Source organism: Mycolicibacterium llatzerense (genome assembly GCF_025331195.1).
In the GTDB taxonomy this organism is placed as follows: Bacteria; Actinomycetota; Actinomycetes; order Mycobacteriales; family Mycobacteriaceae; genus Mycobacterium; species Mycobacterium llatzerense.
The window spans coordinates 702355-725852 of record NZ_LXOV01000001.1 but is presented as its reverse complement, the minus strand read 5'-3'; the positions used below and the strand labels follow the sequence as shown (position 1 = coordinate 725852).

The window sequence follows — 23498 nt, the reverse complement described above, 5'->3', positions numbered from 1 at the left end:
GCGCAGCTACCGTTTGCGGGTGGCTCAATCGTTTGACCCCTTTGGACTGGTAGGACGCGCGGTCGACGCCGCTCGACTCGGGCTCGACGTCTACAGCTGGACCGAACAGCAGATCGTCGGCGCGCTGCGTAAAGGCCTCAACGAACTGGAACCGGAAGAAGGCGACGACGACGTCGTCTCGGCGGGCGATACGTCCAAACAGGCAGACAGCGACGACTCGCTCAACTCCAAGATGAGCCAGCTGCTGAATCGGGCGCTCGACCAGAACACCGCCGGCAGCCAGACCGAGCTGTACCACCACCTGCTCGATCAGTTGGTCGCCGACGAGGCCCGCATCGTCGGAGCGCTGTCCGACGGCTCCGTCTCTCCCTTGGTGAACGTGTTCGACCGGACCCGCAAGGCGGTGCTGGAGAACGCGGCACTGGTCGGCCGGACCGCGAACGTCGCGCTCCCGCAGATGACGCCGCAGTACGTCGGGCATTTGCTGGCGCTGCGCCTCGTGGAGATCGGGCCGGAGGATTCTGCGCTGAAAACCGAGTATGAGGTGTTGATGGCTGAGACCATCGTCCTCAACGCGATCAAGGCCGCGTCGAAGGGTCCGCTGCCCGCCAAGGTGGAGAAGCTGACGTTGACGTTGTCGCCGCTGGGCCGATCGCTGTGGGCCGCCGCCACCGCGGAGGACAACCAAGACGGGTGGCACTGATGTCTTTGACCGAGATCCTTCTCGACTTCCGCGAGCACTGGATCATCTACTTCTCCATGCCGCTGGTGGCCGCGTTCGTCGGCTGGAGCACCAAGATCGTCGCGATGGAGATGATCTACCGGCCGCTGGAGTTCAAGGGCATCGGTCCCATCGGCTGGCAGGGCATCATCCCGCGGCGCGCCGGCAAGGTCGGCTCCACAACCATCGAGCTGCTCACCGCGAACCTGCTCAAACCCGAGGAGCTGTTGTCCCGGATCGACGCCAAAGAGGCCGTCGAGGCGTTGCGCGAACCCCTGGCGGCGTCGATCAACGACATCGCCCGCGACGTCGCCGAAGAGATCCGCCCGGGCCTGTGGAATTCGTTGCCCGAGGCCGGGCGGCAGGCCATCCTGAACCGCATTCACTCGCAGGCCCCGCGCATCACCGAGAAGATGCTGAACGAGATGCAGTCGGACCTGAGCCGGTTCGTCGACCTGCAGTTCCTCTCGGTCACCACGCTGGTGCGCAACAAGGAGAAGCTCAACAAGCTGATGCGCGGCCTGAGCGACGACGCCATGGCGTTCGTGCGGCGCAGTGGCATCTACTTCGGTTTGATCATCGGCACCGCGCAGATGTTCGTCTGGGCCATTTTCAAACTGCCGTGGATCATGCCGGCGTTCGGTTTCGGTATCGGTCTGGTCAGCGACTACATCGCGCTGAACATGCTGTTCCGTCCGGTCAAGCCGACGAAGTACCTGGGCTTCATCAAGTTCCAGGGGCTGTTGCACGCCCAGCGGGAGAAGATCACCGCGGACTATGCCCGCATCCTCTCCGAGGACCTGTTCGCCCCCGACATCCTCTTCGACGGCATCCTCAAGGGTCCGGGCGCCGACAAGCTGTTCGCGATGATCGCGCGCGAGGTCGAGGCCGCCATCGACAGCGAGGTCGGCGGGTTGACCGGCACCGTCGTGAAGTTCGCGGTCGGCACGTCGAAGTACAACGCGCTGAAGGACAAGATCGTCGACCTGGTGGTCGAGCGGCTGCCGGACACGCTGCTGGACGCGCAGGACTACGCCATGAGCCAGATCGACCTCGAGCGCACGATCGTCGAGAAGATGAATCAGCTCTCCAACGAGGAGTACGAGTCGATTCTGCGGCCGGTGTTCAAGGACGACGAGCCGTTGATGATCGCCATCGGCGCCATCCTCGGTGGCTGCGTCGGTGAACTCCAGGTCCTGATGATCGAGTTCTTCACGCACTAGTGCGGGCGCGGCCCCGTCGGGTGGGTGCGCCGGGACTGGGTGATCGACGTCGACGTCGTTGGTGTCGGGGTGCGGCGGGTGGTCGTGCTGTCGCCCGACGGCGCGGTCGTGGTCGACGTCGTGTCAGTCGTGAGCGGCAGGTCGATGTCGGTGGTCGTCGGCGTCGTCGACGGGTAGCTGGTCGACGTCGGGGAGGCCGTCGCCGTTGTGGTCGTGGCCGAGTGACTCGAGTCGTCCACGATGACGGGCACCGGCGGGGGCTGCGGCTGGTTGTAGTGCCGCGTCAGCCATGACCCCGCGAAATACAGCAGCGCGATCGCGGCGACCGCCGCGATGCTGGCGCCGACGACGTGCGGGGTGCGCTCGTGCCACGGCCGCTCGGTCATGGCCGGTCAGCGTAGCTGTGGAATGACTTCCGTGCTGAAGAAGTCGATGTGGTCGAGGTCAGCCATGTCCAGCACCTGAAGGTAGATGCGCTCGACCCCGGCGGCGACGAACGGCGCCAGCTTGTCGACGATCTCGGCCGGGGTGCCGACCGTGGGGGAGTTGCTGCGCATCTCGTCGACCTCGCGGCCGATGGCGGCGGCCCGGCGGGCGATCTCCGCATCGTCTTTGCCCGCGCACAGCACGAAAGCTGCCGAGTACGTGATGCTTTCGGGTGCCCGGCCCGCTGCTGCCACGGCCGCCCGCACCCGGCCGAACTGGGTGGTGAGCGTGTCGATATCGACGAACGGAATGTTGAACTCGGACGCGAACCGCGCGGCCAACGCCGGGGTCCGCTTGGCGCCGCCGCCACCGATGATCACCGGCGGGTGGGCCTGCGCCGGCTTCGGGAGGGCCGGGGAGTTCTTGACGGTGTAGTGCTTTCCGGCGAAGTCGAAGTGTTCGCCGACCGGGGTGTCCCAGAAGCCGGTGAGGATCTGCAGCTGCTCGTCGAGCCGGTCGAAGCGCTCGCCCAGCGGCGGGAACGGAATGGCGTAGGCCTCGTGCTCCTCGGCGAACCAGCCGGCGCCCAGGCCCAATTCCACACGGCCACCGCTCATTTCGTCGACCTGCGCGACGGCGATGGCGAGCGGGCCGGGATGCCGGAACGTCGCCGAGGTGACCATGGTGCCCAACCGGATGGTGCTGGTCTCGCGGGCGATGCCGCCGAGTGTCACCCACGAATCGGTGGGGCCGGGCAGCCCGTCACCGGCCATGGCCAGGTAATGGTCGGACCGGAAAAACGCCGAGTAGTCGAGGCTTTCGGCGGCCTGCGCCACGGCAAGCTGGTCGGCGTAGGTGGCACCCTGCTGCGGTTCGACGAATACCCGGAAGTCCATGCCACCTAGCCTAATGAAATCAGAACGCCTTCACGCCCGCGGTCGAGACGAACATCCCGTGGCCGGTACCGGCATTGGTGAACCGGGTGCCTTCGGCTCCGGCGAGGATGGTCCAGCCCACCGCCGAGTACGTCTGGTAGTCGAGGGTGACCGTCGGGATGGCCCCGAGATTGCCCACCCCCCAAGACAATTTGCCGGCAGCGGTGACCCGGACGCCGCGCGCGGTCTCCCCATCGATCGTCGGGGCGTTGGCGAAGGCCGACTCGCAATCGACCGCGTCAGTGTTGAGCTGGCACCGGGTCTGGCCGGACTTCGTCGCGACGAAGACGTAGCCGTTCTGCGGAGCAAGGGCCTGCGCGGTAGGCGGCGCGGCGCTCGGTGCCGGGATCGGGCTGACCGGCACCGGGCGGATGGCCTTCTCGGATGGTGTCGGGGTGCTCACGGCAGACGATTCGCCCGCGGGTAGTCCCGACTTCGGGCTGCCGGGGGTGGTGCTGTCGCAGCCCGCGAGCAGCGCGACCGCCAGCGCAGCGGTAGCAGACATGGTGAGCCGTGTGTGGTTCATCGGCCATCAGGCTACGGGAGATCCGATCGCGCTGATCCAGACCGCTGCCCCGGCGCGTCCTGCTGCCTAACGTCGATCTTCCGTAGTGAACAGAGGTGGCGATGAGCAGAAAACACATATCCCCGCTCGGTGTGGTCGGCGTCGTCGCCATCGCGGTGGCCGGAGTTCTGATCGGGTTCAAGAACATTCACGGTTCATCGCCGGATGCACTGCTGAACGTGTCGTACGACCCGACGCGCGAGCTGTACGCGGCGCTGGACCCGCAGTTCATCGCGCAGTACCGCAAGCAGTCCGGCGTCACCGTCGACATCGCGCAGTCGCACGGCGGATCCGGCCGGCAGGCGCGCAACGTCATCGACGGCACGTCGAAAGCCGGTGTGGTCTCACTGGCCTTGGTCAGTGACGTCGACAAGCTCGCCAAGCGCGGGCTGATCGCCAAGGACTGGCAGCACCGGCTACCCAACAACTCGGTCCCCTATACGTCGACCATCGTGTTCGTGGTCCGCAAGGACAACCCGAAGAACGTTCATGACTGGCCCGATCTGGTCAAGGGCGATGTCTCGGTGGTGACCCCGGACCCGCGCACGTCGGGCAACGGCAAGCTCAGCGTGCTCGCCGGGTGGGGTTCGGTGACGACCCGCGGTGGCTCCGAGGCGGCGGCCCACGACTACCTGGCGGCGTTGTTCAAGCACGTCGCCGTCGCCGATGAGGGCGCGCGCGGCGCGGCCACCAGCTTCGCCGTGCAGAAGATCGGCGATGTGCACCTGACGTGGGAGAACGAAGCCATCCGGGAAGTGGCTGCGGCACCCAACGAGCTGCAGATCGTGTATCCACCAGTGAGCATCAAGGCCGAACCTGCGGTGGCCTGGGTAGATGCGAACGTGGCCGGCAAGAAGACCGAGGCCTACGCGAAGGCCTACCTGAACTACCTGTTCACCGACCCTGCCCAAGACGTCATTGCGCAGTACGGTTACCGCTCGATCAACCCGCAGATCCAGGCCAAGTATCGGGCCAAGTTGCCGGACATCTCGCTGTTCCCGGTGTCCGCGATCGCCAAGGACTGGGATGACGCCGCCGAAAAGTTCTTCGGCGACAACGGAATCGTCGACACCATTCATCTTCCTGCGCAACGAACGGTGGTGGGATCGTGAGCCTGCTTTCGAACCTGAAACACAACTACGACCGCACCCTCGCCCGGCGCGATCTGATTGCCGGCCTGACGGTGGCCGCCATCGCGCTGCCGCAGGGCATGGCCTACGCCCTGATCGCCGGCGTCGACCCCAAATACGGCGTCTTCTCGGCCATCGTGGTGACGCTCATCGCGTCGATATTCGGTTCGTCGTCACACCTGATCAACGGACCCACCAGCGCCATCTCGCTACTGGTGTTCAGCTCATTGGCGTTCATCGATCCCGAGAACCGCACCGAACTGTTCGAAGCGCTGTTCCTGCTCGCGGTGCTGGTGGGCACCATTCAGATCCTGATCGCGGTGTTCAAACTGGGTGACCTGACCCGCTACATCTCCGAGTCCGTGATCGTCGGGTTCATGGCGGCAGCGGCGTTCCTACTTGCCTTGGGCCAGTTGGGAAATGCGCTCGGCGTCAAGGACCGGGGCAACGGCAACATGCAGGTGCTGTACCGCACCTACCTCACGCTGTTCCACGGCGACGCGATCAACTATCGAGCCGTGGTACTGAGCGGCACAGCTGTCGTCGCAGCCGTGGTGCTCCGAAAGTTGGTGCAGCGCTACGGCTGGCCGCAGATCGACATGCTTGCCGTCTTGGTCATTGCGGCCCTGATCGCCTACTTCTCGGGCTGGTCGACACCCGGACACGGGGGCAAGACCGCGGTGTCGATCACCGGGAAGATTCCCGCCAGCCTGCCCGACTTCCACATTCCGGTGGTGCATTGGGAGTGGCTGCCGCATCTGTCGGAGGGCGCGTTGGCGGTAGCTTTCATCGGCTTGATCGAGGCGCTGTCGATCGCGAAAGCCATTGCGCACCAGACGCAGCAGAAGATCGACTACAACCGGCAGATTCTGGCGGAGGGGTTGGCCAACCTCAGCGGCGGCTTCTTCCAGAGCCTGCCCGGTTCGGGTTCGTTGTCACGGTCTGCGATCAACTTCCAGGCCGGCGCGGCCACCAGGTTTTCCGGCGTCATCGCGTCGGTGGCGGTCGCCGGCGCACTGCTGCTGTTCGCGCCGCTGCTGAGTTACATTCCGAAGGCGGCGCTGGCCGGCCTGCTGCTGGTGACCGCGGTTCGCCTGGTCGATTTCCAACGACTGGTGCACACGGTCAGGGCATCTCGCTACGACGCCGGGTTGGTGATCGTCACGGCAATCACCGGCGTGGTCATCGATCTGGACAAGGCGGTGCTGCTCGGCGTGCTGCTGTCGATCCTGCTGTTCGTCCCACGGGCCTCCAAGCTCAAGATCGCCGAGCTCGTGGTCACCCCGGAACGAGTCGTCCGGGAACGGGTCGGCGACGAGCCGGACAATCCGGCGGTGCTGATCTACGACATCGAAGGAGAGTTGTTCTTCGGTGCCGCACCGGAAATCGAGCACGCATTGGACGCGCTCACCGAGCGGGTCAAGGCCGAAGGCACCCAATTCGTGGTGCTCCGTCTCAAACGGGCCCGCAATCCTGACGCGGTCGGTATCGAGCGTATCGAGCGGTTCCTGCATGACCTGACCGAGCTGGGCATCACAGTCCTGCTGGCCGGCGTTCGGCCCGACACTCTGGACGTCCTGGGCAACGTCGGGCTGCGAAAGTGGTTCCCGGACGAACGTATCTTCCCCGAAGGAGAGAAGGAGTTCTCGGCAACGCTCAAGGCGGTCCGCTACGCGGAGTCGCGGCTGGTCCCCGGTGGCGTCAGCAGCGCCGGGGAGCTGTACTACCTGGTCTGACGGGACCTGCTACTGCGGAGGCAGCACCGGCGGCCGGCAGATGTTGTTGATCGGGTCCCACCAGGCGCCGTCGCGGCAGTCGAGCGGCGTCGTCGAGACCGGCGGCCGGCAGCTGTTGATGTTCGGGTCCCACCAGCCGCCGGGACAGTTCTGCACCAGCGGCGCCTGGCACCGGTTCTGCACCGGGTCCCACCAGGTGCCGTTGTCGCAGTCCGCGTGACTCACGGCAGGGGTGATCGCCGCGGTGATGGCCATGGGCGCCAAGGCGGCCGCGGCGATGATGGCGGCACGCTGCAGAGATTTATGCATGAACTCACCATAACGACGTCGAACGTGAAGTAGATGGCGAGATTTCGCTGAATCTTCGCGATCTACTTCACATTCGGCGCAGCGAAGCTCAGTTACAAGGCAAGTCGCCCGGTGTGTAGTAGGGCACCCCGGCCGGGGTGTAACACGGCGGCCGGCCCGCGGCAGCCTGGGCGGCCGCGTCCTCCGGAGCGGCGGCGGCCATCGCGGCGTCGCCGGCGACGTTCGTGCACCCACCGGCACTGACGTGCCGGCCGCCGACACTGCCACACACATCGGCGTGTGCGGCCGGTGTGCTGACGGCCGGTACGGCTGCGGACGCCAGCAGGAAAAGCACTGCAGCTGCGGACTTCAACATGTCATCTACCTTCGTCGGCCCCGACCTACGGAGATTATTGACGAATTCGTCAGGCTGGTGTCAGTTTTCCTTGTAACTGCCGTCGTCGGTCCGGGTGAAGTAGCGGCCCGGGGGTGGCAGGGGGTCGCGGCGCAGCGGCCCGGCGACCGGGCGGTGCCACGGCGTCATCGGCACCTCGTCGACGACGCGGACAAACGCGGGCCGTTGCTCGGCCGGCAGGTTCGCCAGCGCCTCGTTCAGGTCGGTGACAGAGATGTCCCGCCCGTCGACGAGTGACAGTGCCGTCACCGCGATGTCGTCATCGCCGTCCCGAACCCCGTAGGTGTGGACCAGGTCGACGGCCGGCAGCTTGCCGATGGCCGCGGTGCTCACCAGGGACGCCACCACGCCGTCGGCGGTGTGGATTTGCGTGTCGACGGAGTCGATCAGCCAGTAGTCACCGTCGGCGTCCCGGCTGACCAGGCTGCCGCTGGAGAACCAGGCGTCGCCGGCGTCGAACACGTTCCGGATCGGCGGCGCGGAGGCAGTGGTCGCCGATCCGATCTTCACCAGCAGTAGCCCGGTCTCGTCGTCGTCGCAGCGGATCGCGTAGCCGTCGTCACCCGAAATGACTTGCTGCGCTTCGGGGTCCCAGCGCACCACCGCCACCGTCGCGCTGCCGGGCAGCGGCCGGCCGAGCGACCCGGGCTTGGCCGGGTTGATGTTGGCCAGGATGGCCTCGCCCTCACTGGTGGCCCAGAAGTCCAGGACACCGGCGGGTGCGAAGCGATCCAGCACCCGGCGCCAAAGTCCGCGGGGCATACCGGAACCGACGAACAGTCGGACCGAATGGTTGCGCTCGGCTGGCTGCGGTGCGGCGTTGACCAACGGTCGCAGTTGCGCCCACGTGTAGCAGACGATGGTGACGCCGTAGCGGCGCACTTCGGTCCAGAACGTGGTCGGATCGAGGTCGGTCGCCATGGCCAGGCGGCTACCACCGGCGACGGCACCGCCGATGCCGGTGAGCAGGCCGGAGGTGTGGTAGATCGGGTTGATGCAGTAGACGGTGTCGGAGTTGGTCAACTCCGCCGAGGTCGCGGTGCCGTACGCCGACAATCCGAAGCGGCCGTTGGTGACTCGGATGGGTCGGGGGTCGCCGTCGGGCCCGCCGAAGAAGATGAACGCGAGCTCTCCGGCGCGGCCCGGGTTGGGGCGGTACCAGTCCGGGATGCGCACGGCGTTCGTCTCGCCGATCTCGAGCGCGGTGAGGGTGCGGTCGCGATGCAGATAGGGCGTGTCGAGCAGGAACGTGTGCAGCGGGCGCCCGGCGAAGTCGGCCTCGGAGTGTTCCGGGTCGGCAATCACCCTGTTCACCTTGCCGAGTTCGACTTCCCGCGCGGTGTCGGCATCGGGCCGCAGCATCACCACGACTGCGCCGATGCGGTTGAGTGCGACCACCACGGCCAGCGCCGAGGGGCGGGTGCCCATCATGACGCCGACGTGCTCACCGGCGCGCACGCCCGCGGCGAGCAGGCCACGCACCACGGCGTCGATGCGGACCTTGTTCTCGCCGTAGGTGTAGCTGCGGTCCTCGTACATGAAGCTGACGTCGTCGGGAGCGTGCTGGGCCTGCTCATCGAACAAGAGGGCCAACGAGATTCGCGTGTTCGCGTCGAGGCTGCGGATGCGGGCCAACCGCGGCATCTGGCGTGCCACCGTGCCGAACATGCCGCGCATGTTGCCTACCGAGCGGGCCACCGAACCGGCGACCGTGCGGCCGGCGTCGATCAGGGTCTGGACGCCCTCGGCCGGTCCCGCGGGCGCTGTCTCGGCGACGGTCGTCGTGGTGTCGACCTTGACGACGTGCTCCGGCAACGGGCCGAGGCCGTCGGCGTACCGCATCCAGTCGGCCACCAACGGCCAGGTGTGGTTCGTCGCGGTGCTACCCACTACCAGCCCGAAATGTCCTGCGTGCAAGGTGCTTTCGAAAATCTCGGTGCGCGGTGCGGCGCCGACGATCCCGCGGACCGATGCGGGAGGGGCGATTTCGTCGACTTCCCCGACGAAGGCCAGGATCGGCGAGGTGATGTCGGCGAGCGTGACCGGGCGTCCGGCGATGCTGAAGCCACCGGTCAACATCCGGTTGTGGACCAGAAACTGCTGCAAGAACTCGGCGAGTGCGGGCCCGGGCCACGCCACCCAACCGTCGTTCATCAAATAGCGACGCTGGCCCTCACGGGGCAACAGCGCGTCGCGGTCGTGCAGCGCGAACAGGAACTGCAGCTGCCCTGTCACCGCCTTCACCGGGTCGAGCATCTGGAAACCCAACCGGGTCGCCCAGCCCGGGACTGACCGGCCGCGCAGCACGTTCTCCATGACGAAACCCATGCCGGGGATGGCGAGTTCCGCGGGGACGCCCATCGGGGCCGTCTTGCTCAGATCCACCGGGCTGCCGAACGTCACGACGCTGCCGATGCCTTCGCTGCGCCGGTACGCCGACGCCTGGTAGCAGAACATGCCGCCCTGCGAGTACCCGGCGAGGTGCACCTTGGTTCCGGTGGTGGCGACGATCTCGTCGATGGCCGAGTCGATGGCCAGCACGTGATCGGCCAGGGTGCGCTTGAGCCCGCCAGGCTCCTGCTCCGGCGAACCGAAGTCGATGATCCACGGATCGATGCCGTGCTCGATCAACGTGCGCACCCCGCTGGCCTGCGGCGACACGTCGAACACGTCGGCGGTCAGCATCAGCGGCGGCACCAGCAGCACCTGGGGCCGGCCCATCTCGCCGTCGGTGCGGTACCGCCGCAGCTTGTGGATCCGGCCCTGGGCGACGACGTCGTACGGCGATGGCTCTTCGCCCGTTTCCAACCCGCCGTAGCGGGCCACTTCCAGCCAGTTACGAGTCGTTGCCACAACCCTGTCGAAGATCACGGTCCGCCCTTTCGATCAACACTCGGTGCAGATCATGCCAAGCGGACGCGCTCACCATGGCAGTTTGACCGCCAGTCTGGGTGATGGCGGGTTCGTCGAGCGCAAATGCACGTCGGTGGAGCGGATCGGATCGAGCACGCGGGTCAGGAAGGTCAGCTCGTCGGCGAGGGCCGCCTCGTGGCACGGCCCCGAGTAGAAGTCGAAATGGTCGGCCGGGTATTCGCACAGATGGGCCAGGTAGCCGGCCTTTTTCGCGGCGCGGCGGGCGGCGTCGGGCGGCGCGATGCGGTCGTTGGTGCCGACTTGGACGAGCAGCGGGCACTCCAGCTGGCTGGCGTGGACGGTCGGTCGGTTGAACGCGATTTCCAGCACCGTGCGGGCGGTGAATTCGTTGCGCCAGGTGGGGCCGGCCATGGCCAGGTAGGCCTCTTCGGCGCCGGGAGTGGTGAGCACCGCGGCGGCGCCGTGCTGCCCCGTCAGCGGCAGGTTGTGTGAACGGCGGCCGAGGCGCGCCCCCGCGGCGTCGAGCACACCGTGGGCGACCAGACGAGCCAGCGGCCCGGCGCCGGCTTCGTGGTAGCCCTGCACCAGGGCGGCCAGGCCGTCGGTCGCCGGACACAGCGACACCACGGCGGCTACCCGCTGGTCCTCGGCGGCGACGGCGATGACGTGCCCTCCCGAATACGAGGTGCCCCAGAGCGCGATGCGATCCCGGTCGACGCCCGGCAGATTTCTGGCGGCGTCGATGGCGGCGTGGTAGTCCTGCCGCTGTTTCTTCACCGAGATGTATTGACGCGGTTCGCCTTCGGAATCGCCGAAGCCGCGGTAGTCGAACACCACCACGTCCATCCCGGCGGCGGCGAAGGGCTCCGCGAACGCGAGCAGGCCCGAGTCGCGGGTCCCGCCGAAGCCGTGGGCCATGACCACGCACGGCCGCCCGCTCTGTCCGGCCAGCGCATCACTCTCAGCGGTCAGATGCCAAGCAGCACAACGCTCGCCGTGGCTGAGGAAAAAGAAGTCGGTTGTCATGATCGCTCCTTCGGTCAGACCACGGGCAGGGGTGCGGCAGCGGGCGTGAAGACGAGAGCCGGGTCTTCGATAGGCCCGTTGCGCAGCCGCTCCTGATCCATTTCGTAGGCATGTTTGAACGCCCACGGTCCGTACGTGCCGCCGCGCGGGAACTGCGCCACGGCCCGCTGGACGTAACCGGAAGTCATGTCCAACAACGGAACTCGTTCCATCGTGCCGTCTTCCAAGATCGGGACGACCTTGCCGTAGCCATGCTCGTCCATGTAATCGAGCATCCGGCAGAAGTGCTCGCACACCAGATCGACCTTCAACGTCCAGGCGATATTGGTGTAGCCGACCGCGAACGCGAAATTGGGCACCCCGGAGAGCATCATCGCCTTGTAGACGGTGAGGTCGGGCAGGTGGAGCGAGTGCCCGTCGACGCTCAGCGCGATCTTGCCGAAGGGCGTCATGTTCAGTCCGGTCGCCGAGATGATGATGTCGGCGGCCAGCTCCTGTCCGGACTTCAGCACGATGCCGTTCTTGGTGAACCGGTCGATGTGGTCGGTGACGATCGAGGCCTTACCCGACGCGACCATCTTGAACAGGTCGCCGTCGGGCACCATGGCCAGCCGCTGCTGCCACGGGTTGTACTTGGGTGTGAAGTGCGTGTCGACGTCGAAATTCTTGGGCAGTTGCCGAGCTACGTTGGCGATCAACAGCTTTCGCATGACCTTGGGGTAGCGCATGCACATCTTGTACATTCCGCGGTTCAGCGAGATGTTCTTGCGCCGGACGATCTTGTACGCGCGTTCGTGGCCGAGCACCTTGTTGAGGACATTGGCGATCGGGTCGGACGCCGGAATCGAGAACACGTAACTCGGGGAGCGCTGCAGCATGGTGACGTGCGCTGCCTTGTCGGCCATGTTCGGGATCAGCGTGACGGCCGTGGCGCCGCTGCCGATGACGACGACGTTCTTGCCGGTGTAGTCCAAATCCTTCGGCCACAGCTGGGGGTGGATGACCGGGCCCTCGAAGTCGTCGCGGCCGGGGAAGTCGGGGATGTACGGGTTCTCGTAGTCGTAGTACCCGGTGCCCAGGAAAAGGAAGCGTGAGGTGAAGGTCTCGGTCTTTCCGTCGTGGGTGGTCGTGACGGTCCAAAGCCCTTGGTGGGAATCGAAATTCGCCGAATCGACGTGGTGGCCGAACCGGAGGTGGTCGGCGAGGCCGTTCTCGGCGACCGTCTGTTGCAGGTAGTCCAGGATGATGTGCCCGTCGGCGATCGACTTGCGGTGCGTCCAGGGTTTGAAGCCGAAGCCGAAGGTCGGCATGTCCGAGTCGGACCGGATGCCCGGGTACTGGTGCAGGCTCCAGGTGCCGCCGATCGCGTCCCGCCCCTCCAACACCGTGAACGACGTACCCGGCCGAAAAGTCTTGAGGTGGTAGGCCATGCCGATGCCGGAGATCCCGGCGCCGATGACCAGAACGTCAACGGGAGCGGTGATGGTGGTCATGGGCACTCCTTTGCCGGCCCGGCGGGTGTACCTGGACTGTAATTCCGTGACGCCCTGTTCACGCTGGGTTTGGCTGGGCCGGCATTGCACCGTCGATGCTTAGGTGGGCTGGGTAATCCGCGACCCCGCGTGCCGGTCCTCCGACTGCGGCCTCTTCTCGTGGAGGCGTCGTCGGCGGACCCTCGACGATTAGATCGGCTAAGGGCTGAACGGGGCGCTGCGGCGGCTAGGTGACCTAAGCGTCGACGATCGCGTGGCCATCCCACGTCCCTGTCCAATCTCGCTGCGGCCCTTGTGTTTAGGTGGCCTAACCGTCGCCGATGTGGGACCGCACTTTCCGCGGGTTCTTGTCGGTGGGCGCGAGTAGTATCGCACGTATGTACTGCTTATCTGCTTAATTGGACCTATGCTGGTCAGCATGGGTACTGCAGAGGGTGGGCCGGTCGGCGGGGTCGACTATCCGCGCACGTTCCAGGAGTTTCGGAGCTGGTTTCCCGATGAAGCGGCGTGTTTGGAGTATCTGGCGAATCTGCGCTGGCCGGAAGGATTTCGCTGCCCCGTGTGTAATGGCGATCGGGCGTGGCAGACCTCGACGCAGCATTGGAAGTGCGTGGCCTGTGGCCGTAAGACGTCGGTCACCGCCGGGACGATCTTTCATCGCACCCGCACACCCTTGACCACGTGGTTTGCAGCGATCTGGCTGGTCACCTCGCAGAAGAACGGAGCCTCGGCGCAGAACCTGCATGACATGCTCGGCCTGGGGTCCTACGAAACCGCGTGGGTCTGGCTGCACAAACTGCGGCGCGCGATGGTGCGTCCCGATCGTGAGCTGCTTTCCGGCGTGGTGGAGGTCGACGAATCGTTCATCGGCGGCCGCGCAGCCGGACGTGATGGTGCGTCCACGTCCAAGGTTCCCGTGATGATTGCGGTGGAAAATATTGGTACGCAAGTGAATCGGAAACTGCGTCTCGGCCGGATTCGGTTAGGAGTCGCTGATGCGCCCGGCTCCAAACAGCTCGTGGATTTCGCTCGCAGCACTGCTGAACCCGGCTCGCTGATCCGCACCGATGGCGCCCGGATGTTCCGCGTGCTGGCCAGCGAGGGCTACCGACACGAGTACATCTCCGGCTACAGCTCGCCAGAGCCGGGTCATGTGACCCTGCCGGGTCCACATCGCATCGCATCACTGCTCAAACGCTGGAATGCCGGCACCCACCACTATCGAGTCGAACGCGAGCACCTGCCGTACTACCTCGACGAATTCACGTTCCGGTTCAATCGCCGCAGGTCAAAGGCCCGAGGAATGTTGTTTTACCGGCTACTGCAACAGGCCGTGAACACGGACCCGCATCCGCTGACCGATCTCATCGGTGGAACCGACGCCCCACTGCATGACATTGAACGCCTACCGGAGATCGATCAAGAGTTGTTGCCTAGCAACACCTTTGGCGAATTCTAGCCACCGGGTCCACTTAAGCAGATAAGCAGTACGTATGTTCGAATCGAATGGTGATTCCCACGCCGCGCCCGCGGCGGTCGACGCGATCACCCTCGCCACCCGGGAAGAGAACGCCGCCGGTGCCCGCCGGCTGGCCGCGATCGGTGACCTGTGGGCCCTGCGGGCTCCTGATGATGATGTGGAGAAGCGGTATTGGGCGATCGACGGGTACTCCGGGCTGGTGGTCGAGGTCGCCGCCGCTCTGGGGGTGTCCCGCAAGCGGGCGCAGGCGCAGGTCGACCGGGCGGTGATGCTGCGCACCCGGCTGCCGAAAGTGGCGGCGGTGTATGCCAAAGGTCTGATTGATGCGGTGCTGGTCGCGATGATCGTCTCGCGCACCGACTTGATCATCGATGACGACGTCGCCGAGCAGGTCGACGCTGACCTTGCGGCCAAGATGGTGTCCTGGGGGCGGTTGTCGAAACCGAAGATGGAACAACGCATCGACGCGGTCATCGCCGCCTCCGACCAAGCAGGGGTGCACGCCCCCAAACCCCCGTCGCAGGCCCGCTACCTCGACATTCGTGCATCCGGCCCGGGATGCGCCAGCGTCTGCGGCACTCTGGACGCGGCGACCGCTGCCGTGCTGGACGCCGCCCTCGATGACCTGGCCAAGAGTGTGTGCCGCAATGATCCGCGCAGCCATGATCAACGGCGCGCCGCCGCCATTGATGCCCTGCCCCGGGGTGACCGGCTGCAGTGCCAGTGCGGGCAATCCGACTGCGAGGCTGCGGCCACCGGGAATCTGCCGGCGCCGACGGTCGGGACCCGCTCGGTGATCCACGTGATCGCCACCGCCGACGCCCTCGACGGTGGTGCGCCGGGATTCCTGCCCGGGTACGGGCAGATCCCCGCCGACCAGGTGACCCAGCTGGCCGAGGGTGCGACGGTGCGGCAGGTGCACATCCCGCCGGATGTCATCGAACCGCGGTACCGGCCGTCGGCCAAGCTCGCGGACTTCGTGCGCTGCCGTGACCTGACGTGCCGATTCCCGGACTGTGACCGGCCGGCTGAGGCCTGCGACATCGACCACACCGTGCCCTACCCAGCTGGGCCGACGCACCCGTCAAACCTCAAGTGCCTGTGCCGGTTTCACCACTTGCTCAAGACGTTCCACGGTTGGACCGATCACCAATTCCCGGACGGGACCGTGGTGTGGACCGCCCCGACCGGGCACACCTACGTCACCAAACCTGAAGGTGCGCACTGGTACCCGCAACTCGGCAAGCCGACCGGAACCCCCGAAATCACTGGGGAGCCGGTGCGTAAACCGGGGCGGGGATACTGCATGCCCAAGCGCAAACGCACCCGAGCCCAGGAACGCCAACAATGGGCGAACGAAGCCCGGATGGTCAACGAAGAACGCATCGCCTCCGAGGAATGGCGCCGGTGTCGTGAACTCGAAATGGCCTTAGCCGCAGAGGAATGGGATGAACCGGTGCCGTTCTAGGTGGTCGCTGCCATTTCGGCGTAGCCCTCGGCGAGCGCCCGCAATTGGGCGGCGCCGTCGCCGGTATAGGACGAGCCGTGCATGAGCGCCAGGGTCGACGGATTCAGCGCGGCGAGCTGCTCGAGTGTTGGCGCCAGGTTCGTCGTCAGCCCGGTGGCGTGGAAGATGGATTCGGCCTCCAAGGCCGGTGCCACGCAATCGGATTCGGTCAACGCCGGGCATCGGCCGGTGTGCGTCAGGAGGTCGCCGGCGAGCAGCGTGGAGGTGGTCTCGTCGAACCACAGGCCCGCCTCCCAATTGTGGGGAACGTGCGGGGTGGCGATGAATCGCAGCCGGTGTCCGCCGATATCCAGCGTGTCACCAGGGGCGGCGACGGGTGGGCGGTCGCACATGTCGACCAGTGACAGCATCAACGCGAGCCCGCCGTGCACAACCTCGGCGTGCGGGGCGGCGGCCAGCAGCAGGTTCATCGCGCCGCACTCGTCGGCCTCGAGATGTCCGAACGAGATCCAGCGCAGCTTGGGTAGCGGGATGACCTGGCTGATCGCCTCCGACACCATCGGGAACAGCTGCCGTTGGCCGCAATGGAAGAGGAATGGCTCGTCGCCGGTCAGGAGGAATTGGTTGAACGTGAAGCCGTTCTCGGTGATGCCGGGAATCCAGGTGGATAGCCGGTAGATATCGGGGGCAATCTCGTCGACTGCCGTGCTCAGTTCGGCATTCATCTGCCCATGGTGCGCCCTAGTTGAGCGCCGCGGCGACGGAATCAGCAAAGCGCTTCGCAGTCGATCGGTCGATCTGCGCGAAGCTGACCGCGAGGCCATTGATCACGGAGTCGGCCCGCTGGGGAAAGTCTGACAGCGGCGCGACGAGGAGGCCGTCGGCCCCGAGCCGCCCGGCCACGTCGTGGTCGCGACGGTCACCCGGCAGCAGGATGGCGACATGCAGACCAGCCTGAACGCCGAGCACCTCGAGGTGCGGGCAGCGTGCTTCGAGTTCGGTGATCAGAATGTCTCGGCGGCAACGGTATTCGCGACCGGCCCGGGCCAGGTGCCGTTGCAGTTCACCGACGGTGATCAACTCCGTGAGGGCGCCGCGCGTGATGGCGGATACCGCGATCCGGTGATCGCGGAGGTAGGTCTGAACCGCGTCGCGCAGGGGCAGTGGCGGCACCAACCAGGCGGCGCCCAGGCTCGGTGCGAGGATCTTCGACGCGGTGCCGACGTAGGCGACGTGTTCCCCGGCGCCCGGTATCGACCGGATGGCAGGCAAGGGAGCAACGCCGTAGCGAAACTCGCCGTCGTAGTCGTCTTCGATGACGATCGACCCGGTCCGCTTGGCCCACGCGACCAACTCGGCGCGGCGATTCACCGAGAGCCGGTGCCCGAGCGGGTACTGGTGTGCCGGTGTCGTGTAGACGATGCCGGCCTCGTCGCCGAGGCTGTCGACGCACAGCCCGTCGTGGTCGACAGGTACGAAGATCGGGTGCAGGCCGGCGCGGGTGAACTCCTCCGCTGCGGCGGGGTAGCAGGGCGACTCGAGATAGCAGCGGTTCAGACCGCTCACGGCGGCCAGCGTCTGAAACGCGGCAGTCGACCCGGGAACATCGAAAACCGTGTCGGTGTCGATGCCGCGGCTGATGCGGAGATGGTGGGACATGGCGGCGGTGAAGGCGTCGTCGGCGCCCTGCCACGGGGACAGCGTCGTGGGTTGGGACGAAGCCGCGGTCCGCCACGCGCGGGTCCAGGCCCGCATGTCGATGAGCCCGGTGTCCGGGGAGCCGGGGCGCAGATCAACGACGGAGTCGGTCTGGTGCGCCGGGGTAGGAGGTGCCGGCCCGACACTCTCGTCGAGGCGGGGCGCGCGGCTGGACAGCCCGGCCCTGGCGGCCGCGGTGGCGCCGGCCGTCGTCCGCGTTCCGGCGCCGGGCACACCTTCGAGGAATCCGGCAGCGACCAGCTCGTCGTAGGCGGCAGCGACCATGGTTCGTGAGGCCCCGAGCTCGTGGGCAAACGCACGGGTCGACGGCAGCCAGTCCCCGTCGCCGACCTGTCCGGCGGCGATCAGAGCCACCAGCTGACTCGCGATCGCTCTGGCGCTCAGGTCGGTGGTGTCGAGCGGCAGGTGCACCGCCCGGGTGTGGCGGGCCATCCCGCCAGAATAGTGGCCTCTCGAAAATTGCGTTTCCGGCTATTCCAACCAGTCCGCAATCATGGTGATCTTGAATCATGGAAAAGCTCACGCGCAAGTACGGTCGGCAGTCCACGGCCCGCGCCGCTCTCGAAGAGTTCCTCGACGAACAGTGGTGGGGCGTGCTGAACGTCGGCGCAGTGGCCCGTCCGAACGGCAAGGTCAGGCCGCTCGCCGTGCCGACGCTGTACGTCCGTCACGAGGACCGGATTCTCATTCACGGTTCGACCGGCGCGGGCGCGCTGGGGGTCAACGGTAAGCCAGCCTCCGTCGCCTTCTGTGTGACGGCCATGGATGCACTTGTGGTGGCGCACAGCACCTTTGACTCCTCGGTGCACTATCGCTCGGCGGTGCTGTACGGCGAGGCGGAACCCGCCGGCCGCGAGGATCGCGAAGCCCTGCTCGAGCGGTTCAGCGAGCTGCTGATCCCCGGACGCACAGCGGAGGTGCGTGCGATGTTGCCCAAGGAGATTGCGGCGACCAACGTCATCTCCCTGCCGATCGTCGACGGCGACTGGGTGTACAAGGTCAACGGCGGCCCGGTCGAGGAACCGGACGAGGAAACCACCGCCTGGGCGGGCATCGTGCCGTTCTCTGTCACCTACGGCGCACCGCAGCGGGCGGAGTGGTCGACGGCGGAGTTGCCGGAGTCGGTGCGGGCGATGGTCGTCGGGGGAGGTCAGTGATCGGGTGCGGATTGGCCGATGAGCGAACTGACGCGTGAAACAACCTGTCCAGCACCGTCCTCGGCGCAGATACGCCTGCTGAGCTGACGAGCGTTGTCGCCCAGTTGTGCATCGCTGACAGCAGTGTGCATCGCCTGGGAAAGGCGTTCAGGGGAGAGCTTCCGTTGATTGATCGAACCCGCGCAGACACCGAGCGCAGCGAGGCGGTGGGCCCAGAACGGTCCATCGCCGTAGGTCGGCAGTGCGATAGTGGGGACTCCGGCGCGGATACCTGCCGCGGTGGTGCCGGCACCGCAATGGTGGGCCACGGCGGCGACCCGAGGAAATAGCCAGTCGTGTGGGGTGTCCCCGATGGTCAGCATTTCGTCACCGACGACGTGCAGGTTCGTCCAGCCGGCCTGCACGATGACGCGCACCCCGGCCAGCTGCGCAGCGCGCCGGATCGTGTCGGAGAGACGTTCTGCGCGCGCCGGGGTGGTCATCATGCTGCCGAACCCGACGAATACCGGGGCGGGTCCCGCGTCGAGGAACATCTGAAGGTCTGACGGCGGCTCCCAGGCGCCGGTGTTCGTCGGCCACCAATACCCGGTGACATCGAGACCGGGGCGCCAATCGATGGGTCGGGGAGCCACGATTGGCGAATATCCGTGCAGGACAGGCCATTGCCGGGCCGTTCGTTGTTGGCGTAGGCGGCGGGCCGGCACCCGAGGCAACTCGAGCTGTCGGCGGAAACCGGCCACGACGCCGCCGTAGAGGCGGTCGATGAGCGCGGCGCCCGCCGCGGCAGCGGCACGGTTGCCGATGGTCCCGGCTGACCAGGCGCCCATGATCGATGGCGGGTATGACGCCGTCTGCGACAGTGGCTGCAGCCGAACCCCCAGTGAAGGAATGTTTTTCGCTTCCGCCAACGGGTGCCCGACCATCTCGGCGAACGGCGACAGCATCAGGATGTCGGCAGAATCGTCGGCGACTGCGGTGATGATGTCGTTGCCCAGGGCTCGCATGCCCGCCGGTGAAGCGAAAGCTGCCAGGCCTTTTGCCGGGGACACGTCGGCATCGTCGGTGGCGGGTTGGGAAACGGCGGGCAGTTCGCGAAACCGCAAGCCGCAGTTGATGATCATGCCCTCGAACGGCGTGTAGGCGGTGACGGTGACCTCGTGGCCGGCCTGCTGCAGGGCCGTTCCCACCCCGGTCAGCGGCGCGACGTCGCCGCGGCTACCGACTGCGACGATTGTGACCCGGCTCATTTGGTCACCGCCACGGCACCACTGAAGATCGCGACCAGGTCCTCGCCGTAGGCCCGGGCGTCGAAATCGGGGTCGCGCAGGATCTTCTCCACCACCGCATTGACCGAGCCGCGAATGGCGAGCGCCATCGACGCGATCGGGAAATCCCCGAATTCGCGATCCTGTTGCCCCGCGGTCAAGATCGCGGTCGGGTCCAGAGCGGCCAGCTCTGCTTGTAGGTCCGGGGTCAGGCCGAGTTCGTCGAAACGGCGGCCGCCGCTCGGCTGGTACCCGGCGCTGAGCTGTGTCAGGGCCGCCAAATACGAACGGTGCGTATCGAAGTACGCGACGCTGCCCCTGATGTAGGCGGCCAACTTGTCCGTCGCGGTCGACTCCGAAACGATCGCGGGCACGATGACCGACAGCGCCGTCCGGTACATCCGCTCGATGATCGCCTCGACCAGATTGTCTTTGTTCCCAAAGTGATACAGCACCGCACTCATCGCCACACCCACCCGCTCGGCGATCTTGCGGATCGACGTCTGGGCCCACCCGATCTCAGCGATCACCTCAATTGCCTCGTCGATGATCTGCGCCCGTCGCGCCGACTGGGTGAACGTTGCCGGCTTGACGCCTTCTGATCGCATGATTTGATATTAGATCAGGTGATCAGTTTCGCGAAAGGGTAGGTGTGCCGCACGTCATACCCGCACCTCGGGAATAGATCGAGAACTGCCTCGGTTGGACTCACCGACAACAAGTTGAGTGCACCAGGCTCAAGTTCGGCTTGACAGACGGCCCCGTCCGATAGCAAGCTTGAGCGCAGTTCGCTCAGATCACCCAACAATGTCTATCAGGAGGCATCACTATGGCTCGTGCGGTCGGTATCGACCTCGGGACCACCAACTCTTGCGTCTCGGTGCTGGAGGGCGGCGACCCCGTCGTCGTAGCCAACTCTGAGGGCTCCCGGACCACCCCGTCGGTCGTCGCGTTCGCGCGTAACGGCGAGGTGCTGGTCGGCCAGCCCGCGAAGAACCAGGCAGTGACCAACGTCGACCGGACCATCCGTTCGGTCAAGCGTCATATCGGCACTGACTGGACCGTCGAGATCGACGGCAAGAACTACACCTCGCAGGAGATCAGCGCGCGCACGCTGCAGAAGCTGAAGCGTGACGCGGAGGCGTACCTCGGTGAGGACATCACCGACGCCGTGATCACCGTCCCGGCCTACTTCAACGACGCTCAGCGTCAGGCCACCAAGGAAGCCGGCCAGATCGCTGGCCTCAATGTGCTGCGCATCGTCAACGAGCCGACCGCGGCCGCCCTGGCCTACGGCCTGGACAAGGGCGAGAAGGAACAGACCATCCTGGTCTTCGACCTCGGTGGTGGCACCTTCGACGTCTCGCTGCTGGAAATCGGCGAGGGCGTCGTCGAGGTCAAGGCGACCTCCGGTGACAACCACCTCGGTGGTGACGACTGGGACGAGCGCATCGTGCAGTGGCTGGTCGACAAGTTCAAGGCCACCAGTGGCATCGACCTGACCAAGGACAAGATGGCGATGCAGCGTCTGCGTGAGGCTGCGGAGAAGGCCAAGATCGAACTGAGCTCGAGCCAGAGCACCTCGATCAACCTGCCGTACATCACCGTCGACGCCGACAAGAACCCGCTGTTCCTCGACGAGCAGCTGACCCGTGCCGAGTTCCAGCGCATCACCCAGGACCTGCTCGACCGGACCCGCCAGCCCTTCCAGTCCGTGATCAAGGACGCCGGTATCTCGGTCTCCGACATCGACCACGTGGTCCTCGTCGGTGGTTCGACCCGTATGCCCGCCGTCACCGAACTGGTCAAGGAACTGACCGGTGGCAAGGAGCCCAACAAGGGCGTCAACCCGGACGAGGTCGTGGCCGTCGGTGCCGCGCTGCAGGCCGGTGTGCTCAAGGGTGAGGTGAAAGACGTTCTGCTGCTTGACGTCACCCCGCTGTCCCTCGGTATCGAAACCAAGGGTGGCGTGATGACCAAGCTGATCGAGCGCAACACCACCATCCCGACCAAGCGGTCCGAGACCTTCACCACGGCCGACGACAACCAGCCGTCGGTGCAGATTCAGGTCTTCCAGGGTGAGCGCGAGATCGCTGCGCACAACAAGCTGCTCGGCAGCTTCGAGCTGACCGGCATCCCGCCGGCCCCGCGTGGCGTGCCGCAGATCGAGGTCACCTTCGACATCGACGTCAACGGCATCGTGCACGTGACCGCCAAGGACAAGGGCACGGGCAAGGAAAACACGATCAAGATCCAGGAAGGCTCGGGCCTGTCGCAGGACGAGATCGACCGGATGATCAAGGACGCCGAGGCGCACGCCGAAGAGGACAAGAAGCGTCGCGAAGAGGCTGACGTCCGCAACCAGGCCGAGTCGCTCGTCTACCAGACGGAGAAGTTCGTCAAGGATCAGCGCGAAGCCGAGGGTGGCTCGAAGGTTCCCGAGGACACCTTGACCAAGGTCGATGGTGCCATCGCCGAGGCCAAGACCGCGCTCGCCGGCACCGACATCGCCGCCATCAAGACGGCCATGGAGAAGCTGGGCGTCGAGAGCCAGGCCCTGGGCCAGGCGATCTACGAGGCCACCCAGGCCGAGCAGGCCGCCGGCGCGGGTGCGGGCGCTCCCGGTGCCGCCGCTGCCGACGACAACGTCGTGGACGCCGAGGTCGTCGAGGACGATCAGGAGCACAAGTGAGCCAAGACGATTCGCACGAGCCGGTGACCATCACCGACAAGCGGCGCATCGATCCGGAAACCGGCGAAAAGCGTGAGGGCGCTCCGGCGTCGGCCCCTGAGGGGTCGACGCCGGAGGCCCCGGCCTCCGCTGAGGAAGCCGAGGCTCCGGTGTCCGACGAAGCCGCAGAGCTCAAGGCCGACCTGCAGCGACTCAAGGCTGAGTACGACAACTACCGCAAGCGGGCGATCCGTCAGGAGCAGGCCGCGGCCGAACGGGCCAAAGGCATTGTCGTGCAGCAGTTCTTGCCGGTGCTCGACGATCTCGAGCGGGCTCGCGCCCACGGAGATCTGGAGTCCGGGCCGCTGAAGTCGGTGGCGGACAAGCTTTCCGGCGCGCTCGACAGCCTCGGTCTTTCGGCGTTCGGCGCCGAGGGCGACGAGTTCGACCCGTCGCTGCACGAGGCCGTTCAGCACGAGGGCGACGGCTCCAACCCGGTGTTGGGCACCGTCATGCGTCGCGGTTACAAGCTCGGTGAGCAGGTGCTGCGGCACGCGATGGTCGGTGTCGTCGACGCCGAACCCGCAGCTGATGCGCCCGACACGCCCGCCAATGCCACCGCTGCGACTGAACAGAAACCACAATCAAACGAATAACCGAGCGACGCTGAGGAGGTGACGCGACATGGCTCAACGGGAATGGGTCGAGAAGGACTTCTACAAGGAACTCGGCGTCACCTCTGACGCCACCAAGGATGAGATCAAGCGCGCCGCGCGCAAGGTGCTGGCCGACAACCATCCGGACCGCAACCCGAACAACCCGGCAGCCGAGGATCGCTACAAAGCAGCGACCGAAGCCAAGGAAGTTCTGACCGACGACGCCAAGCGTGCCGAATACGACGAAACC

At 66.1% G+C, this 23498-nt stretch carries 22 protein-coding genes; 10 read left to right on the top strand and 12 right to left on the bottom strand.

Annotated elements, in window-relative coordinates; translation table 11 throughout:
- The first annotated feature begins 19 nt into the window (after positions 1-19).
- Positions 20-703, top strand: a complete 684-nt coding sequence (locus A7G45_RS03935; RefSeq protein WP_260933948.1) for an Abi-alpha family protein — start codon at positions 20-22, stop codon at positions 701-703.
- The gene (locus A7G45_RS03930) at positions 703-1944 is read left to right on the top strand and encodes a DUF445 domain-containing protein (protein ID WP_260933946.1); all 1242 of its coding nucleotides are present in this window, start codon (positions 703-705) and stop codon (positions 1942-1944) included. Before A7G45_RS03935 ends, A7G45_RS03930 begins: the two co-directional genes overlap by 1 nt.
- Here A7G45_RS03930 and A7G45_RS03925 read toward each other — a convergent pair.
- From A7G45_RS03925 to A7G45_RS03915, 3 genes are read right to left on the bottom strand one after another with little or no spacing between them, the layout of a single operon-like run.
- Positions 1941-2330, bottom strand: coding sequence for a hypothetical protein (locus tag A7G45_RS03925; protein WP_260933943.1), 390 nt, complete (start codon positions 2328-2330; stop codon positions 1941-1943). The genes A7G45_RS03930 and A7G45_RS03925 overlap by 4 nt on opposite strands.
- Positions 2331-2336: 6 nt before the next feature.
- Complete coding sequence (locus A7G45_RS03920) at positions 2337-3266, bottom strand: LLM class F420-dependent oxidoreductase (protein WP_260933941.1); 930 nt, start codon at positions 3264-3266, stop codon at positions 2337-2339.
- A 19-nt stretch (positions 3267-3285) separates the two neighbouring features.
- Complete coding sequence (locus A7G45_RS03915) at positions 3286-3831, bottom strand: hypothetical protein (protein ID WP_260933938.1); 546 nt, start codon at positions 3829-3831, stop codon at positions 3286-3288.
- Positions 3832-3932: 101 nt separating this feature from the next.
- Here A7G45_RS03915 and A7G45_RS03910 point away from each other — a divergent pair, with 101 nt between their 5' ends.
- Together A7G45_RS03910 and A7G45_RS03905 are read left to right on the top strand one after the other, a co-directional pair.
- Positions 3933-4982, top strand: a complete 1050-nt coding sequence (locus A7G45_RS03910; protein WP_260933935.1) for a sulfate ABC transporter substrate-binding protein — start codon at positions 3933-3935, stop codon at positions 4980-4982.
- A complete protein-coding gene (locus A7G45_RS03905; RefSeq protein WP_260933931.1) occupies positions 4979-6736 on the top strand; it encodes a SulP family inorganic anion transporter in 1758 nt (585 codons plus the stop codon). The genes A7G45_RS03910 and A7G45_RS03905 overlap by 4 nt, the downstream gene beginning before the upstream one ends.
- A gap of 9 nt (positions 6737-6745) precedes the next feature.
- Here A7G45_RS03905 and A7G45_RS03900 read toward each other — a convergent pair whose 3' ends face one another.
- The 5 genes from A7G45_RS03900 to A7G45_RS03880 form a co-directional block, all read right to left on the bottom strand.
- Entirely contained in the window at positions 6746-7045 is a 300-nt protein-coding gene (locus A7G45_RS03900; RefSeq protein ID WP_260933929.1) for a hypothetical protein, read from the bottom strand.
- Positions 7046-7133: 88 nt separating this feature from the next.
- Positions 7134-7400, bottom strand: coding sequence for a hypothetical protein (locus tag A7G45_RS03895; RefSeq protein WP_043390206.1), 267 nt, complete (start codon positions 7398-7400; stop codon positions 7134-7136).
- A gap of 60 nt (positions 7401-7460) precedes the next feature.
- Positions 7461-10310: an AMP-binding protein gene (locus A7G45_RS03890; RefSeq protein WP_260933926.1), complete on the bottom strand. Its 2850-nt coding sequence runs from the start codon at positions 10308-10310 to the stop codon at positions 7461-7463.
- A gap of 51 nt (positions 10311-10361) precedes the next feature.
- Entirely contained in the window at positions 10362-11339 is a 978-nt protein-coding gene (locus tag A7G45_RS03885; protein ID WP_260933923.1) for an alpha/beta hydrolase, read from the bottom strand.
- A 14-nt stretch (positions 11340-11353) separates the two neighbouring features.
- The gene (locus tag A7G45_RS03880; RefSeq protein WP_043390211.1) at positions 11354-12832 is read right to left on the bottom strand and encodes a flavin-containing monooxygenase; all 1479 of its coding nucleotides are present in this window, start codon (positions 12830-12832) and stop codon (positions 11354-11356) included.
- A 418-nt stretch (positions 12833-13250) separates the two neighbouring features.
- Here A7G45_RS03880 and A7G45_RS03875 point away from each other — a divergent pair, with 418 nt between their 5' ends.
- Complete coding sequence (locus tag A7G45_RS03875; protein ID WP_043988452.1) at positions 13251-14291, top strand: IS1595 family transposase; 1041 nt, start codon at positions 13251-13253, stop codon at positions 14289-14291.
- 34 nt (positions 14292-14325) lie between these two features.
- The gene (locus tag A7G45_RS03870; RefSeq protein WP_260933917.1) at positions 14326-15780 is read left to right on the top strand and encodes an HNH endonuclease signature motif containing protein; all 1455 of its coding nucleotides are present in this window, start codon (positions 14326-14328) and stop codon (positions 15778-15780) included.
- Here A7G45_RS03870 and A7G45_RS03865 read toward each other — a convergent pair.
- Both A7G45_RS03865 and A7G45_RS03860 read right to left on the bottom strand, forming a co-directional pair.
- The gene (locus A7G45_RS03865) at positions 15777-16493 is read right to left on the bottom strand and encodes an oxygen-binding di-iron domain-containing protein (RefSeq protein WP_260937938.1); all 717 of its coding nucleotides are present in this window, start codon (positions 16491-16493) and stop codon (positions 15777-15779) included. The two genes, A7G45_RS03870 and A7G45_RS03865, sit on opposite strands and share 4 nt — an antisense overlap.
- 28 nt (positions 16494-16521) lie before the next feature.
- Positions 16522-17931 (bottom strand): aminotransferase-like domain-containing protein, encoded by a 1410-nt coding sequence (locus A7G45_RS03860; protein WP_260933913.1) that lies wholly within the window; start codon positions 17929-17931, stop codon positions 16522-16524.
- Positions 17932-18008: 77 nt separating this feature from the next.
- Here A7G45_RS03860 and A7G45_RS03855 point away from each other — a divergent pair, with 77 nt between their 5' ends.
- Positions 18009-18656: a pyridoxamine 5'-phosphate oxidase family protein gene (locus A7G45_RS03855; protein ID WP_260933910.1), complete on the top strand. Its 648-nt coding sequence runs from the start codon at positions 18009-18011 to the stop codon at positions 18654-18656.
- Here the strand turns inward: A7G45_RS03855 and A7G45_RS03850 are convergent.
- Together A7G45_RS03850 and A7G45_RS03845 are read right to left on the bottom strand one after the other, a co-directional pair.
- Positions 18650-19903, bottom strand: coding sequence for a glycosyltransferase (locus A7G45_RS03850; protein ID WP_260933907.1), 1254 nt, complete (start codon positions 19901-19903; stop codon positions 18650-18652). The genes A7G45_RS03855 and A7G45_RS03850 overlap by 7 nt on opposite strands.
- Positions 19900-20529: a TetR/AcrR family transcriptional regulator gene (locus A7G45_RS03845; protein WP_260933904.1), complete on the bottom strand. Its 630-nt coding sequence runs from the start codon at positions 20527-20529 to the stop codon at positions 19900-19902. Before A7G45_RS03845 ends, A7G45_RS03850 begins: the two co-directional genes overlap by 4 nt.
- Positions 20530-20750: 221 nt before the next feature.
- On the opposite strand from A7G45_RS03845, the gene dnaK reads away from it, so the two are divergent.
- The 3 genes from dnaK to A7G45_RS03830 form a co-directional block, all read left to right on the top strand.
- Positions 20751-22613 carry a molecular chaperone DnaK gene (dnaK, locus tag A7G45_RS03840; protein WP_043390223.1) on the top strand — a complete coding sequence of 621 codons (1863 nt, stop codon included), beginning with the start codon at positions 20751-20753 and terminating at the stop codon, positions 22611-22613.
- Complete coding sequence (gene grpE, locus A7G45_RS03835) at positions 22610-23248, top strand: nucleotide exchange factor GrpE (protein ID WP_043390225.1); 639 nt, start codon at positions 22610-22612, stop codon at positions 23246-23248. Before dnaK ends, grpE begins: the two co-directional genes overlap by 4 nt.
- A 28-nt stretch (positions 23249-23276) precedes the next feature.
- Positions 23277-23498 (top strand): DnaJ domain-containing protein (locus tag A7G45_RS03830; protein WP_260933900.1); only part of this gene is annotated, 222 nt, incomplete at its 3' end.

Bases quoted from the DNA above. Each gene is read 5' to 3' on its own strand.
- A7G45_RS03910 (WP_260933935.1), top strand. From the start codon at position 3,933: ATGAGCAGAAAACACATATCCCCGCTCGGTGTGGTCGGCGTCGTCGCC.
- A7G45_RS03930 (WP_260933946.1), top strand. From the start codon at position 703: ATGTCTTTGACCGAGATCCTTCTCGACTTCCGCGAGCACTGGATCATC.
- A7G45_RS03880 (WP_043390211.1), bottom strand. From the start codon at position 12,832: ATGACCACCATCACCGCTCCCGTTGACGTTCTGGTCATCGGCGCCGGG.
- dnaK (WP_043390223.1), top strand. From the start codon at position 20,751: ATGGCTCGTGCGGTCGGTATCGACCTCGGGACCACCAACTCTTGCGTC.
- A7G45_RS03885 (WP_260933923.1), bottom strand. From the start codon at position 11,339: ATGACAACCGACTTCTTTTTCCTCAGCCACGGCGAGCGTTGTGCTGCT.
- A7G45_RS03850 (WP_260933907.1), bottom strand. From the start codon at position 19,903: ATGAGCCGGGTCACAATCGTCGCAGTCGGTAGCCGCGGCGACGTCGCG.
- A7G45_RS03925 (WP_260933943.1), bottom strand. From the start codon at position 2,330: ATGACCGAGCGGCCGTGGCACGAGCGCACCCCGCACGTCGTCGGCGCC.
- A7G45_RS03845 (WP_260933904.1), bottom strand. From the start codon at position 20,529: ATGCGATCAGAAGGCGTCAAGCCGGCAACGTTCACCCAGTCGGCGCGA.
- A7G45_RS03855 (WP_260933910.1), top strand. From the start codon at position 18,009: ATGGAAAAGCTCACGCGCAAGTACGGTCGGCAGTCCACGGCCCGCGCC.
- A7G45_RS03915 (WP_260933938.1), bottom strand. From the start codon at position 3,831: ATGAACCACACACGGCTCACCATGTCTGCTACCGCTGCGCTGGCGGTC.
- A7G45_RS03900 (WP_260933929.1), bottom strand. From the start codon at position 7,045: ATGCATAAATCTCTGCAGCGTGCCGCCATCATCGCCGCGGCCGCCTTG.
- A7G45_RS03860 (WP_260933913.1), bottom strand. From the start codon at position 17,931: ATGGCCCGCCACACCCGGGCGGTGCACCTGCCGCTCGACACCACCGAC.
- A7G45_RS03870 (WP_260933917.1), top strand. From the start codon at position 14,326: ATGTTCGAATCGAATGGTGATTCCCACGCCGCGCCCGCGGCGGTCGAC.
- A7G45_RS03920 (WP_260933941.1), bottom strand. From the start codon at position 3,266: ATGGACTTCCGGGTATTCGTCGAACCGCAGCAGGGTGCCACCTACGCC.
- A7G45_RS03875 (WP_043988452.1), top strand. From the start codon at position 13,251: ATGGGTACTGCAGAGGGTGGGCCGGTCGGCGGGGTCGACTATCCGCGC.
- A7G45_RS03895 (WP_043390206.1), bottom strand. From the start codon at position 7,400: ATGTTGAAGTCCGCAGCTGCAGTGCTTTTCCTGCTGGCGTCCGCAGCC.